This window comes from Pseudomonas sp. NMS19W (genome assembly GCF_051554255.1).
Taxonomy (GTDB): Bacteria; Pseudomonadota; Gammaproteobacteria; order Pseudomonadales; family Pseudomonadaceae; genus Aquipseudomonas; species Aquipseudomonas kribbensis.
Window position 1 is genome coordinate 4,580,935 of record NZ_CP136718.1, and the last position, 13,639, is coordinate 4,594,573.

The 13,639-nt window shown below is 57.5% G+C and carries 11 protein-coding genes, 5 tRNA genes and 1 pseudogene; 4 read left to right on the forward strand and 13 right to left on the reverse strand.

Translation table 11 applies throughout. From position 1 onward, the window contains the following. Positions 1 to 8: 8 nt before the first annotated feature. The 4 genes and pseudogenes from R1A29_RS20910 to R1A29_RS20925 form a co-directional block, all read right to left on the reverse strand. Positions 9 to 1,379 (reverse strand): MFS transporter, encoded by a 1,371-nt coding sequence (locus R1A29_RS20910; protein WP_438299444.1) that lies wholly within the window; start codon positions 1,377 to 1,379, stop codon positions 9 to 11. 68 nt (positions 1,380 to 1,447) lie between these two features. Then, positions 1,448 to 2,688 (reverse strand): annotated as a pseudogene (locus R1A29_RS20915) (glutamine synthetase family protein). Positions 2,689 to 2,907: 219 nt separating this feature from the next. Continuing rightward, a complete protein-coding gene (locus R1A29_RS20920) occupies positions 2,908 to 3,600 on the reverse strand; it encodes a sensor histidine kinase (RefSeq protein WP_438299445.1) in 693 nt (230 codons plus the stop codon). Beyond that, a complete protein-coding gene (locus tag R1A29_RS20925; protein WP_438299446.1) occupies positions 3,597 to 5,201 on the reverse strand; it encodes a response regulator in 1,605 nt (534 codons plus the stop codon). The genes R1A29_RS20920 and R1A29_RS20925 overlap by 4 nt, the downstream gene beginning before the upstream one ends. A gap of 222 nt (positions 5,202 to 5,423) precedes the next feature. On the opposite strand from R1A29_RS20925, the gene R1A29_RS20930 reads away from it, so the two are divergent. After that, entirely contained in the window at positions 5,424 to 6,797 is a 1,374-nt protein-coding gene (locus R1A29_RS20930) for a lysozyme inhibitor LprI family protein (RefSeq protein ID WP_438299447.1), read from the forward strand. A gap of 61 nt (positions 6,798 to 6,858) precedes the next feature. On the opposite strand, the gene R1A29_RS20935 is transcribed toward R1A29_RS20930, so the two are convergent. Beyond that, a tRNA-Arg gene (locus R1A29_RS20935) sits at positions 6,859 to 6,935 on the reverse strand. Positions 6,936 to 7,216: 281 nt separating this feature from the next. Between R1A29_RS20935 and R1A29_RS20940 the strand changes: the two genes are divergently transcribed. Next, a complete protein-coding gene (locus tag R1A29_RS20940; RefSeq protein ID WP_438299448.1) occupies positions 7,217 to 7,447 on the forward strand; it encodes a hypothetical protein in 231 nt (76 codons plus the stop codon). A gap of 20 nt (positions 7,448 to 7,467) precedes the next feature. Next, positions 7,468 to 7,647, forward strand: a complete 180-nt coding sequence (locus R1A29_RS20945; RefSeq protein WP_438299449.1) for a PA3371 family protein — start codon at positions 7,468 to 7,470, stop codon at positions 7,645 to 7,647. Here R1A29_RS20945 and phnN read toward each other — a convergent pair. Next, positions 7,622 to 8,191 (reverse strand): phosphonate metabolism protein/1,5-bisphosphokinase (PRPP-forming) PhnN, encoded by a 570-nt coding sequence (gene phnN, locus R1A29_RS20950; RefSeq protein ID WP_438299450.1) that lies wholly within the window; start codon positions 8,189 to 8,191, stop codon positions 7,622 to 7,624. The two genes, R1A29_RS20945 and phnN, sit on opposite strands and share 26 nt — an antisense overlap. 389 nt (positions 8,192 to 8,580) lie before the next feature. On the opposite strand from phnN, the gene R1A29_RS20955 reads away from it, so the two are divergent. Beyond that, entirely contained in the window at positions 8,581 to 8,907 is a 327-nt protein-coding gene (locus R1A29_RS20955; protein ID WP_003178899.1) for an Arc family DNA-binding protein, read from the forward strand. A gap of 113 nt (positions 8,908 to 9,020) precedes the next feature. Here R1A29_RS20955 and mgtE read toward each other — a convergent pair whose 3' ends face one another. The 7 genes from mgtE to R1A29_RS20990 form a co-directional block, all read right to left on the reverse strand. Then, positions 9,021 to 10,463 carry a magnesium transporter gene (mgtE, locus tag R1A29_RS20960; protein ID WP_011335525.1) on the reverse strand — a complete coding sequence of 481 codons (1,443 nt, stop codon included), beginning with the start codon at positions 10,461 to 10,463 and terminating at the stop codon, positions 9,021 to 9,023. An 860-nt stretch (positions 10,464 to 11,323) separates the two neighbouring features. Continuing rightward, a tRNA-Arg gene (locus R1A29_RS20965) sits at positions 11,324 to 11,400 on the reverse strand. A 72-nt stretch (positions 11,401 to 11,472) separates the two neighbouring features. After that, positions 11,473 to 11,549: transfer RNA gene (locus tag R1A29_RS20970), tRNA-Arg, on the reverse strand. 72 nt (positions 11,550 to 11,621) lie between these two features. Continuing rightward, positions 11,622 to 11,698, reverse strand: a tRNA-Arg gene (locus tag R1A29_RS20975). A 107-nt stretch (positions 11,699 to 11,805) separates the two neighbouring features. After that, positions 11,806 to 11,896 (reverse strand) — tRNA-Ser (locus R1A29_RS20980). A gap of 62 nt (positions 11,897 to 11,958) precedes the next feature. Continuing rightward, on the reverse strand, positions 11,959 to 12,147 hold the full coding sequence (gene csrA, locus R1A29_RS20985) for a carbon storage regulator CsrA (protein ID WP_002554426.1): 189 nt from the start codon (positions 12,145 to 12,147) through the stop codon (positions 11,959 to 11,961). 187 nt (positions 12,148 to 12,334) lie between these two features. Further along, on the reverse strand, positions 12,335 to 13,576 hold the full coding sequence (locus R1A29_RS20990; protein WP_007951048.1) for an aspartate kinase: 1,242 nt from the start codon (positions 13,574 to 13,576) through the stop codon (positions 12,335 to 12,337). Between the last annotated feature and the right edge of the window lie 63 nt (positions 13,577 to 13,639).

Genomic DNA, 13,639 nt, shown 5'->3' on the forward strand with positions numbered 1-13,639 from the left:
TTCCAGGATCAAGGCCTGGCGCCACTGATGTCCGGCGCAGGATTGTCACTGCCGGTCTCGGGCTCCACAGGCGGTTCAGGTTCGGTGACGGGCTCAGGCACTGGCTCTGGCGCAACGGTGGTCTGCATCTGCTCCTGCACCACTTGCTCGTCGACCCGTGGATCGAGCGCCGCCACCAGCGGCGAACTGGACATGCTGTCCGGCATCGCCACGTGATGCAGCGGTGCGTCGTCGACCTGGTGCAGGTTGGTCACGGCTTTCGGCCGGATTCGCCACACCAGCACCAGCGCGAAAAAGGTGAAGAACGCATACAGGCTCTGGCTGCCGAACATTTTCATCAACACACCGGCGAGCAACGGCCCGATGCTGGCACCGACCCCGTAGGTCACCAGCAGCATCGCCGTCAGCGACACCCGCCGATCACCTTCGACATGGTCGTTGGAGAACGCGACGGCCAATGGGTACAGGCAGAACTGCACCAGCGAGCACAGGAAGCCGACGATGAATAAAATCTCCAGTGGCACCTGCGGCATGATCGCCAGCGGCAATGCGGCTATAGCCAGAAACCCGGCGAAGCAGCGGATCAGCAAGGCCCGGTCATAACGGTCTGACAACCAGCCCAACGGCCACTGCACCAGCAGCCCGGCAAAAATGCAGGTACCCATGAACAGACCGACCTGCTCGGTGGACAGCCCCTGCTGCGACGCATACAGCGGTGCCAGACCGTAGAACGAGCCGATGATCAGACCGGCACCCAGCACCGTACTCAACGACTGCGGCACGCGCTTGATGAAGAAGCGTGGCTCCATCGGTGCCGGATGCAACGGTGCCGGGTGAATCCGCCGAGTCAACGCCACCGGCACCAGACACAATGCGAAACACAGGGCAACCAGCATCAACAGCTCCAGACCCAGGCCCGGGTGCATGACCAGAATCAGCTGCCCGAGCACCAGCCCCAGGTACGAAGCGATCATGTAGCCGCTGAACACCACACCGCGCTGGTTGGCGTCGGCCTGTTCGTTCAGCCAGCTCTCGATCACCATGTACTGGCACATCATGCCGAGGCCGACGATGGTCCGCAGTACCAGCCAGGCCGGCAGCCAGTCCACCAGACCATGACCGAGCACCGCCGCGCCGACGATCCCCGCACAAGCGGAGTACGCACGTATATGCCCGACCCGGGCGATCAACCGGTGACCGATCTTGCCGCCCAGCACCAGACCGAAATAGTTGGCCGCCATCAACGCACCGACCCACAGTCCGTCGACATGGTCGGCCGCCAGGCGCAACGCCAGATAAGTAGAAAGAAGGCCCGAGCCGATCAACATCATCAGCGAGGCGAAATACAGCGCTCGAAAGGATTTCCAGATTTGGCGCATCGGCGTTCCGAGCGGCTCCTTGCGGTGAGTGTCGGGCTATCAAACGATAGCCCGATGACGACATTTCGTCAGGCCTGGGCTGCCAGAACGCGCCGTTCCCAGGGAGTGATCTCATCAAAGAAACTGGTCAGCTCCATGGTCTTCGAAGCGATGTAGCCTTCGATGAACTCGTTACCGAACAGTTCCCGCGCCAACTGGCTGCGCTTCAAACGCTCGAGCGCAGCGTGCAGGGTGCACGGCAGCGAAAGATTGTCCGGCACGTCGAATTCGCCCTGGATCGGCGCGCTCGGTTCCAGCTCATGCTCGATGCCATACAGACCGGCCGCCAGACTCGCAGCGATGGCCAGGTAAGGGTTGGCATCGGCGCCCGGCAAACGGTTCTCGACCCGGCGGGCCACCGGCGAACTGGCCGGAATCCGCAGACCCGCCGCGCGATTGTCGTGGGACCAGCAGGCGTTGTTCGGCGACGCGAACGGATGGCACAGGCGCTGGTAGGAATTGACGTTCGGTGCAAACAGCGCGGTGAAGTCCGCCATGCCCGCCTGCTGCCCGCCGATGAAGTGGCGGAACATCGCAGTTGGCTGGCCGTTCTCGTCGCTGAACACGTTCTTGCCGCTATGGGTGTCAACGATGCTCTGGTGAATGTGCATCGAACTGCCCGGTGTGTGTGCCAGCGGCTTGGCCATGCAGACCACGGTCAGGCCATGCTTGAGCGCGACTTCCTTGAGCAGGTGCTTGAACAGGAAGGTCTGGTCGGCCAGCAGCAACGGATCACCGTGAAGCAGGTTGATCTCGAACTGGCTGACGCCCATCTCGTGCATGAAGGTATCGCGCGGCAGGCCCAGGGCCGCCATGCACTTGTAGACTTCACTGAAGAACGGTCGCAGACCGTTGTTGGAACTGACGCTGAACGCCGAGTGACCGTCCTCGCGACGACCGTCGAGGCCGACCGGTGGCTGGAATGGTTGCGTTGGATCGGTGTTCGGGGCGAACACAAAAAATTCGAGTTCAGTTGCCACTACCGGCGCCAGGCCGAGGGCCGCGTAGCGGGCAATGACTTTCTTCAGCTGGCCACGAGTCGACAGGTTGGAGCTCTCGCCGGTCAGCTCATCGGCATCACAGATGGCCAGCGCGCGCGGCTCCTGGCTCCACGGTAGAGGATGGATCTGCGCAGGATCGGCCACAAGCGCGAGGTCGCCGTCATCGCTGCCGTAGAACCGTGCAGCGGGATAGCCCCCCATGATGCATTGCAGCAGCACCCCCGGGCCATCTGCAAACGCCGCCCTTCGAGGAAACCCTCGGCGGTCATTACCTTGCCCCGTGGCACGCCGTTCAAATCCGGCGTGACACATTCAATTTCATCAATGCCCGTCAATCGCTGCGCGAGTGAACGCTGGCCATCGGTTGTCATGACGCAATCCTTGTTATTGTGCGAGCCGCGAACGGCGACCCGGACAAAATAGGCTTCAGCTGTTCGGAATATCAAGCAGCGGCCAACAAAAAGAATGCCAGTCGATAAATTCGTGAATCAGGGCAGGTAAATACTGAACACGCCGCCACCCAATGGCCCGCCATTGCGGATCTCGGTACGACCGCCGACACCGTTGCGCTGATGCAGTGCCGCGATGCGTCCGGCGAAGTACAGACCGAGGCCGGTACTGCCACTGCTGTGATTGATGCCCTGCACATAATCGGCCTGACGCTCGAGCATCTCGACCGGGTAACCGTCACCGTCGTCGTTGATGCTCAACACCAGTTGCCCGGCCTCATCGCTGACGGTGATCAGCAGCGATTCACGGGCGTAGCGGATCGCGTTGTTGATGCAATTGCCGAGCACCGAAGCGATCAGTTCACGATCGAAGAAACCCAATGGACTGAGCGGGTCGACTTCGTAAGTCGCGACGATACCGCGACTGGCGAAAACCTCTTGATGAGCCGCCAGTTGCGCCTCGATGAAATCGTCCAGTTCGTGATACGCCGGCTGCAACGGCATCTGGTTGACGCCGAGCTTGTACAGCCCGAGCAACTGCACCAGCATGCCGTTGAGGTGGGCGAACTCGAAGTCGATCACGCCCTGCTCCGGCGCCTGCCGCTGAGCCTCGGGCAAACGCGCCAGCCATTGGCTGTGGGCCTGCATCAGCATGGCCAGGGAGTTCTTCATGTCGTGCACGGTGGAGGCAATCACCGTGGAAAAATCCAGTGCCTGCTCGTCTTGGTTCATTCGCCAAACGCCTTGCTTTTCAGCTTCTGATAACGCGGATAACGCGCGTCGGTGTCGGGCATCAGGCCAACCATTTTCAGGCAGGCCCGACATTCTTCCAGCTCCGCCGAGGGCACACTGGTGTCGGTGCCGTGCAGCAGCGACTGCGCCATGTTCAGCGCAATACTGATGTTCTTCGGTTGCATCTTCAGCGCCTTGCGGAATACCTCGCGGGCCTCCACCAGGTTGCCGGTCTTGTACACCCGCACGCCCTGACGGTTGAGGTCGGCGGCGGCATTACTGGAGCTGAGAATAGTCGGGTCGTCGGTGAGCTTGGCGATGTCTTTCATCACCGTCGGGTCATCGCCGTAGATTTCCGCGCAGCTCTTGAGCATCGACGTACCCGCCTCTGCCTGGCCGAGCATCTGCAATTGCTTGGCAACGAGCAACGCGGCCTCGGGGCTCATGAACTGCTCCATGCCGTCGAGACGCATCAGCGCTTGCTCGGTGAGCTTCTCGGCGGTCTCGGCGTCATTGAGCAGCAGACTGGTGGCCTTCATCAGACGCGCGCGAATCTGCAAGCCAGGATCGGTCGGGTTTTCCTTGGCCACGGCACTGAGGGTGGTGTTGATCTCCAGCCGCGTGCGAGTATCGAGACCTTTCTCGCTACCCTTGCTGATCAACGCATGGGCAAGACCCAGATTGCTTTCCGGATCCTTGAAACGCGACTGCGCCCCCTGCGCCACCGCCTGACGGTAAGCCTTCGAGGCCGTGTCAAAATCTTCGTTGGTCATTGCCAGCTTGCCGAGCAGCGCCTGCCGGCGCACCGCCAGCGGCGACAGGCGAATCGCCTCCTCCAGCACCTTCTGCGCCCCCTTGGTATCGCCCTCGGCCACCAACACATCGGCCATGCCGTCGTACAGCGCCGGCATCATCGGAAACACTTTCAGGGCTTTTTCATACACGCCTTTGGCCTGGGCCACCTGACCGCGCTTGAACAGCAACTTGCCCAGTCCGGCAAAGGCCCACGGCAACGGTCGGTCGGCGATGATGCTGTCATACAGGCGCTCAAGCGCTTCGTTCTGATTCATGTCGCGCAAGGCATCGGCGCGATAGCGCAGGCACAGCGGCGAATAGCGGATGTCCTGCTTGCACAGGGCGATACAGGCGTTGAGCACCTCCATCGGTTTGCCACGATCGAGGGCCTGCAGAATCGGCTTGAGCAGGGTCTTGCGCTGTTCCAGACGCTCCAGACGCTGTGCCAGGCCGATGCGATTGAACGGCTTGGTCAGGTAGGCATCCGGCTCATGCTCCAAAGCACTGAGCACCATCGCCTGACTGGTCTCGGCGGTGACCATCACGAACACCGCTTCGTGACTGATCAGCTTCTCCATCATCAGGTCTTCCAGCACCTGCTGACCGTTTTTCTTGCCGTCACCGAGGTGGAAGTCCTGAAGAATGAAATCGTAGGACTTTTGCGCACACATTTTCAGCGCCTGCTCACCGGTGTCAGCGGTGTCCACGTCCTTGACGCCTAACTCACGCAACATCGAGCGTACGGAACTGCGGAAATCCGAGAAATCATCGACGATCAGAAAACTCTTTTGGTGATACGACAGCATCGAGGATTTCCAGGCAATTGAAGAGGATGGACCGGGGACACATTTCAGGCGCGCAGATGATAGCTGCCGGCAAAATGCTATCAAGCGATTTCGTGCGACTCTGAAGTCACCGTATGGGTTATCGGCCGGATCAACGGTTCTCTTGAAGCGGGGGTTCAAGATTCATCGCACAGCGATTACCCTGCGCGCCTGCTCTTACCCTCCTACTTCAAGGTTTTCATCGTGTACATCAAAGGACGTTGCATCGTGTCGGCCTGTGCACTGCTGTTTTTCCAGCAGGCAATGGCGACCGGAATGGACTGCACAAAGGCTGCAAGTGTTGTGGAAACCACGATTTGTGCGAACAAGCCTCTGTATGAGCTGGATGCGCAGATGGGGTCGGTTTATCGCAAGTTGATCAAGACCGCCCCGCAGACACAGAGCGAACTGAGGAAGACCCAGCGTCGGTGGCTGAACGAACGTAATGAATGCGCTGAAAATATCGACTGCCTGAGCCAGCACTATCGGAATCGCTTGGAGGTATTGCACGCGCAGTGGATTGAGGCGGTTGCCTATAAGCCCGACGACATTGACAGGCAGGTCATGGAGGATCTGCAGCGGCGGGTTCAGGAGATGAGCAGGGAGAATCCGGAGTTTGCGCTGGAGCGGGCGCTGGATTCTCTGACCCTTGGCGAAGTCGGCAGCTCATTTTCAGCCGAGCTGGATGAAGACGAGCAACCACTCTTTCCCACACGCATTCCCAAAGATGTCACTCAAGACGAGTGGAAAGCACTGCAAGCATCCGCCATCAAGGGAGCCGCAGAGGCAGGTCAAACCTCGTACACCCTGATGGATCTGGACGGAGACGGCCAGCGTGACCTCATCGTGGAAACCTACGCCGGCGGCACCGGGATGTTTCATTACACGGAAACCTGGCGTCAGGTCGACGGCCGATTTGTCAGGAGAACGGCTGAGATTGACTCTCAAGCCAGTAGCGACAGCGTACTTTTCTATACCAATGACCGAGGCGCCAATCAGTCCGCGTACCTGATCGCTACTCGCGGAAAAATCTATTTCGCCTACCGAAACGGTAGCTACGGCGAAGATCAGGTCTACCTGCTCAATCCTCTGAAGGTCAACAGGCAGGTGCCGACTGTCAGCGTGCGCTACGACTACCAACTCACCGTTCCACACACTCAATACATCGAGGACAGCAATAAAGCCTACGAACTGGAACCATCCCTGCAGAAGGCGCTAGCCAAAGCTGTGACGGGCATGAATGCAAATCCAGGGATGACGGGCCAGCAGAAAAAACCACTCTGCCCCATCCCCCAAACCGCCAAGGACAGTGAGGAGTACTACGGCTACGGTGCGAGCTATTACGCGATCGAACCTGTCGCCGACTTCCCCGTGATCATCGGTGATGATTGTTTTGTCGCACGACTGATCAACTGGTTCGGCACATACGATGAAAAGAACGGGCTTTATGCACAACTGACGATGCGCAAGCCAGAGTCTGAGGGCCAGGAGCGTGGTTATACGGTCAACGGGCGTCGGCACATCACCCAGATCAGCACCTCGATTGGCAAAGCCGAAGGTGGCGCCGAGACGTTCTAGGTCATTATCCCGCGCAGCAAAAAGCCCCGCCAGATTTCTCTGCACGGGGCTTTTCAATAGATGGTGTCCCAGGGCAGGTTCGAACTGCCAACCTTCCCCTTAGGAGGGGGATGCTCTATCCAATTGAGCTACTGAGACACAAAACTGCCGAAGCGACAGACGGCGTGCATGTTAACGGGCAGGCCCCGATTTGTCATGTCGTCCGCGGGGCTTTTTGAGTGTAGGCAGGCGCCTTCCAGCATCGTGGGATGTTTTGTCGTGCAATTTGCATCACCGCAAAAAGCCATCATTGCAGAATGCAATCCGCACCGTTCTAAAAGCCCTTCCAAATGCTTGTTTTTAAAGGACTTAACAGCGGTTAGACTATTGGCACGGCAGCTGCTTCCGTTCTTGCAAAAGAACAAACGGAGCATCGCCTCATGAACCGCTTCCTCTTGCTCGCAAACGCAATCGCCCTGACGGTTCTGGTGGGTTTTCATTTCATCCCCCAGCACAACCAAGCCGTGGCCCAGCGCATGCCGCATTACCTGCAAGTGCAGAAGGCACCGCAATGGGCGGTGATGAACGATCAGCGCGGTTTTGCTGCGCATGACGTCAGCGAGTCCGATCAGGCACCGACGACACAGATGTCGGAACGCTTGGTGTTTTGAATCATTTTCGGGAGTACCGCATGTCCAAATCCGCCTTGGGGTTATTGATCCTCGCTGTCTTGAGCGGTGTTCTGCATTTCTCGCTGTTCGAAGAAACAGAAATCTCTCTGCCGCTGATCGGCTGCGGCGTTTTCGCTGTTCTGTTTGCGCTGGCCCTGGTTGCCGGGCGCAGGATCAAGTTTGATCCGGTACTGCGCTGAAGCTGACCAATTGCAGCAAATGACCGACGGCATCCGCCAGATCACCCGAATTGTCGATCAAATGCACAGGTCTGTCGGTTGAACGTCTTTCCTTGAACAGCGCGTTCCGGGCAAGCCTTGCATTGATCTGTTCAAGCGTCTCGCGACCGCGCCGGAGCAGGCGCTCACGCAAAACATCATCCCGCACCGTCAGCAACACCGGCAGCAGCGAAGGGTAGCCTTCTATCGCTTGTCGAAGGTTCGCCCGGGAACCATTAACCAGCACATGCTTCCCGGCTTTCAACCATTGGTCCATTTCCGCCGGTATTCCATAGGAGAGACCGTTGGCCTGCCAGGCCAGCGAAAACTCGCCTGCGAGCTGAAGCCGCTCGAACTCTTGCGGTGATACTCCGATCGCATCTTCGCCCACCGATTCAGCCGAACGCGTGATCACCCGACGCATCACTTCGCAGTTCAGCGCATGCAAAGGCTCACGCGCAGCATCGATCAGACTGTCCTTGCCGGACCCGGATGGCCCCATAAGATAAATCAGCCTGCCATCCATCCTGAAAACGCCCTCCGGCGGACATTTGCCCCTAGTAAATCGGCCATTTGCCACTATCCTGTACAAGGTAAGGAACAAGGATTTTATTCGCATAGCATGCACGGTCCGAGGCCTTCGGGCATCCCTTCGTGCGCTTCAGGACGCGGTCAGCGATACGGGCCGATGCATTCTTTTCAAACCAGTCCGCATTTCTGATAATTGGTGCTGGCATTACGCCTTTACCCGGATCAATATTTGTCACAGAATTGACGCCAATGATCTGGCAATTTTGAGGCATGATGCGAGCCTCTTAACAATTCAGGTTGAACCATTTGGCGCGGATGCATGTCCTACAACTCATCCTGCGGCCAATCCCGAGAACCGCTCCCCTGAACTAACCGGTTAAATATATGCGCCCATTGAAACAGGCAATTTATTCCAGCCGTACGGCTGACAAGTTCGTCGTACGTCTGCCAGACGGAATGCGTGAACGCATTGCCGAGGTGGCTCGCAATCATCATCGCAGCATGAACTCCGAGATCATTGCGCGCCTTGAGCAGAGTCTTATTCAGGAAGGCGCACTGGGCGAAGAACTGAGCATGCGCCTCGACAGCCCGGAGCTTTCGCTGCACGAACGCGAGTTGTTGCAACGCTTCCGCCAACTTTCCCATCGCCAGCAGAACGCGCTGGTTTCTCTGATCGCCCACGACGCCGAAATGGCCGCAGACGCATCCTGAGTCAAACCGAACACCTCAAGCCAGCATGAGTGCTGGCTTTTTTTGCCCGTTATTTGAGCTTTTCCAGGACGAAAAAAAGCCCGCCAAATGGCGGGCTATTTCGATGCAGGCGATCAGAGCAGGAAAATGGTCGCCAATCCCAGGAAGATGAAGAAGCCGCCACTGTCGGTCATGGCCGTGATCATCACACTGGCACCCATCGCCGGGTCGCGCCCCATCTTGGCCAGGGTCATCGGAATCAACACCCCCATCAACGCCGCCAGCAGAAGATTGAGCGTCATCGCGGCGGTCATCACCACGCCGAGGGACCAACTCCCATACAGCATGTAGGCCACCACACCGATCACACCGCCCCAGACCAGACCGTTGATCAATGCCACGGCCAGTTCCTTGCGCATCAGACGCGAAGTGTTACCTGTGCTGACCTGATCGAGCGCCATAGCGCGAACGATCATGGTAATCGTCTGGTTGCCGGAGTTGCCGCCAATACCCGCCACGATCGGCATCAATGCCGCCAACGCCACGAGTTTCTCGATCGATCCCTCGAACAGACCGATCACCCGTGAAGCAACGAAAGCGGTGATCAGGTTGATCGCCAGCCACGCCCAACGGTTGCGCAGGGATTTCCAGACGGAAGCGAAAATATCTTCCTCTTCCCGCAGACCCGCCATGTTGAGGACTTCGCTTTCGCTCTCCTCACGAATCAGGTCGACCATTTCATCGATTGTCAGACGACCGATCAGCTTGCCGTTCTTGTCGACCACCGGTGCCGAGATCAAGTCGTAACGTTCGAACGCCTGAGCGGCGTCGTAGGCATCTTCATCCGGGTGGAAACTCACCGGATCGCTGGCCATCACTTCGGAAACCTGCTTCTCGGGATCATTGACCAGCAAACGCTTGATCGGCAGCACGCCCTTGAGCACGCCGTCGTAGTCGACCACGAACAGTTTGTCGGTATGACCCGGCAGTTCTTTCAAGCGACGCAGGTAACGCAGGACCACTTCGAGACTGACGTCCTCACGGATCGTCACCATCTCGAAGTCCATCAGCGCACCGACCTGCTCCTCGTCGTAGGACAGGGCCGAGCGCACGCGCTCTCGTTGCTGCTGATCCAGGGTCTCCATCAGCTCATGGACGACGTCTCGCGGCAGCTCAGAGGCCAGGTCAGCAAGTTCGTCGGCATCCATGTCCTTGGCCGCAGCCAGGAGCTCGTGATCGTCCATGTCGGCGATCAGCGTTTCACGGACGGAGTCGGATACCTCGAGAAGAATGTCGCCGTCGCGATCGGCCTTGACCAGTTGCCAAAGCGTCAGACGATCATCCAGAGGCAGGGCTTCAAGAATGTAGGCGACGTCGGCGGAGTGCAGATCATCGAGCTTGCGCTGCAGCTCGACAAGATTTTGCCGGTGGACCAGGTTCTCGACCCGGTCATGGTGCGGGCCTTCCTGACGGTGAGTCAGGTCTTCGACGACCCTCTGGCGCTGCAGCAGCTCGACGACCTGAGCCAGGCGATCCTGCAGGCTTTCCTGTGTTTTCTTTACTTCGATTTCGGACATAGGCGAACTCCACTCCCAGCAGCGGGGCACGCCGGAAGGATCAATCAGTCAATTCATGATTGGTAAAACTGAGTATTGAGTAACTACTGGGTAAGTCCATGGAGGTTTTCCATAAGCCCCGGCGGGGCTGACGGGCGCAATGATACACCGCCTGACGGTTTTAAACGTTAAAAAATCCAGCCCGAAACAAGCGCTTGCGAGACAAACCTGAGCGTTGTCCTGATTCTTCAGACTGCGACGACTCATTCTGAAAAGAAAACACACCAGCGATGAAAAAATCCCCCGGCTACGCTTGAAAAGGATCGTCAAGGAGGACGCCAAATGCCATCGCAAACATCCAGACTCATATTGACCACCTTGCTCTGCCTTCCGGCCACAGGGAACACAACGACACTTCACCGCTGCGAAGCTGCCGACGGTAGCCTCACATTCACGACGCTGAGTTGCGCTAACAATGAACGCCTTCTACTTCAGGAGGTACGCCCCTACTCGCCCGGCTCGACAGTGGCATTGATACCCGAAGCCCGACACGAAGAAATATCCGGTATGAATATCAGAAAGCGAGAAATGGCCGTCGTAGGCCGGACACAAGACAAATGCGGAGATCTGATCGACGCGCGACAGAAGCGCGAAGCAATCATCAATCAACGAATCATCGCCGGCATGAGCCAACAGGATGTTGAAAGCGCCCTGGGCAAGCCTGACAGGATCAGCATCCGCAATTCGGCAACGACTTATCGTTACGACCTCAAGCGAGGCCGTAGTGCTCAGGTCGATTTTGATGAGAAAGGATGCGTGACGGGAAAACTCAAATCCCGGACAGCAAAAAAGCCCGCGTTAAACGCGGGCTTTCTGGTATATGGTGCACTCGACAGGATTCGAACCTGTGACCGCTCGGTTCGTAGCCGAGTACTCTATCCAGCTGAGCTACGAGTGCAATTTGTGTTTTTAGACCAGACCACAACTGGATGAAGCCAAGTTACTTACATTGCTGCAACTAACTCTTAAATGGTGCACTCGACAGGATTCGAACCTGTGACCGCTCGGTTCGTAGCCGAGTACTCTATCCAGCTGAGCTACGAGTGCATTTGTGTTTGTTAGACCAGATCACACCTGGTTGAAGCCGAGTCATTTACATTGCTGTAACTGACCCTTAAATGGTGCACTCGACAGGATTCGAACCTGTGACCGCTCGGTTCGTAGCCGAGTACTCTATCCAGCTGAGCTACGAGTGCATTTGTTGCGCCGCATTATAGCCCGTCTAATCTCTATTCCAACCACTTTTTCTATTAATTTCAACAACTTACAGAAAAAGCCAGATTACAACGTACTAAGCAAATAATGGCGGAGAACGGGGGATTCGAACCCCCGACACCCTTGTGAGGTGTACTCCCTTAGCAGGGGAGCGCCTTCGGCCACTCGGCCAGCTCTCCGCAACACGGGGCGTATCTTAACCAACCTTTTCCCCGTTTGCAAACATAAAAATCAATAAAAATTAATGACTTGGTTCTTCGTCCTTCTCTTTCTTTATACGCAGGTAGATTTCCTCACGGTGCACGGCGACCTCTTTCGGGGCATTGACGCCGATACGCACTTGATTTCCTTTGACGCCGAGCACGGTCACGGTGATTTCGCCATCACCGATAATCAGGCTTTCTGCGCACCGACGAGTCAGAATCAGCATACCTTTCTCCTCACGCGAATCATTTCAGGGACAACAGTCTGCAAAAAAAAGGCACCCGACCTACAACCGGAGCGATCGTAGCCCTACATGCCTGAGTATTGACCAGCACGAGCAAAAAAACAGTTCAGGGCTCGCGCCATTCAAAAAATAAAGGGCGCGGTCAGACCGCGCCCTTCATTGACCAGGATTACTCGCCCTGACGGGCTGGAGCGTCCAGTTCGAAAGCCGTGTGCAGAGCGCGCACGGCCAGTTCCAGGTACTTCTCTTCGATCACTACGGAAACCTTGATTTCCGAAGTCGAGATCATCTGGATGTTGATGCTTTCCTTCGCCAGGGATTCAAACATGCGACTGGCCACGCCTGCGTGGGAGCGCATGCCGACACCGACGATCGAAACCTTGGCGATCTTGGTGTCGCCGACGACTTCACGAGCACCGATCTCGCGAGCGGTGTTTTCCAGCACGGTCTGCGCGGACTGGTAGTCGTTGCGGTGCACGGTGAAGGTGAAGTCGGTGGTGTTATCGTGCGCGACGTTCTGCACGATCATGTCGACTTCGATGTTCGCGGCACTGATCGGGCCGAGAATCTTGAACGCCACGCCCGGGGTGTCTGGCACGCCACGGATGGTCAGCTTGGCTTCATCGCGATTGAAAGCGATGCCGGAAATGATCGGCTGTTCCATGGTTTCCTCTTCATCAATAGTAATGAGGGTGCCCGGACCCTCCTTGAAGCTGTGCAGTACGCGCAGCGGAACGTTGTACTTGCCGGCGAACTCCACGGCACGGATCTGCAGCACCTTGGAACCGAGGCTGGCCATTTCCAGCATCTCTTCGAAGGTGATCTTGTCCAGGCGCTGAGCGACCGATACCACACGCGGGTCAGTGGTGTAGACACCATCGACGTCGGTGTAGATCTGGCACTCGTCAGCCTTCAACGCAGCAGCCAGCGCCACGCCGGTAGTGTCGGAACCGCCACGACCCAGGGTCGTGATATTGCCGTGTTCGTCGACGCCCTGGAAACCGGCGACCACAACTACACGACCAGCCTTCAGATCGCCACGAATCTTCTGGTCATCAATCTGCAAGATACGCGCTTTATTGTGCGCACTGTCCGTCAGGATCCGCACCTGATTACCGGTGTACGACACCGCCGGCACACCGCGCTTGATCAGCGCCATGGCCAACAGGGCGATCGTCACCTGCTCACCGGTGGAAACAATCACGTCCAGCTCACGCGGAACCGGTTGATCTTCGCCACTGATTTGCTTGGCCAGATCGATCAGACGGTTGGTTTCGCCGCTCATTGCAGACAGCACAACCACCAGGTCATCGCCGGCATCGCGGAATTTCTTAACCTTGTCGGCGACCTGCTCGATTCTCTCGACAGTGCCGACCGAGGTGCCTCCAAATTTCTGTACGATCAAAGCCATTTCAAAGCCGCCTCTGCCCATGAAGGGCGCCCAATAATCACTCGAACAGCCGCCGGGCCCGCC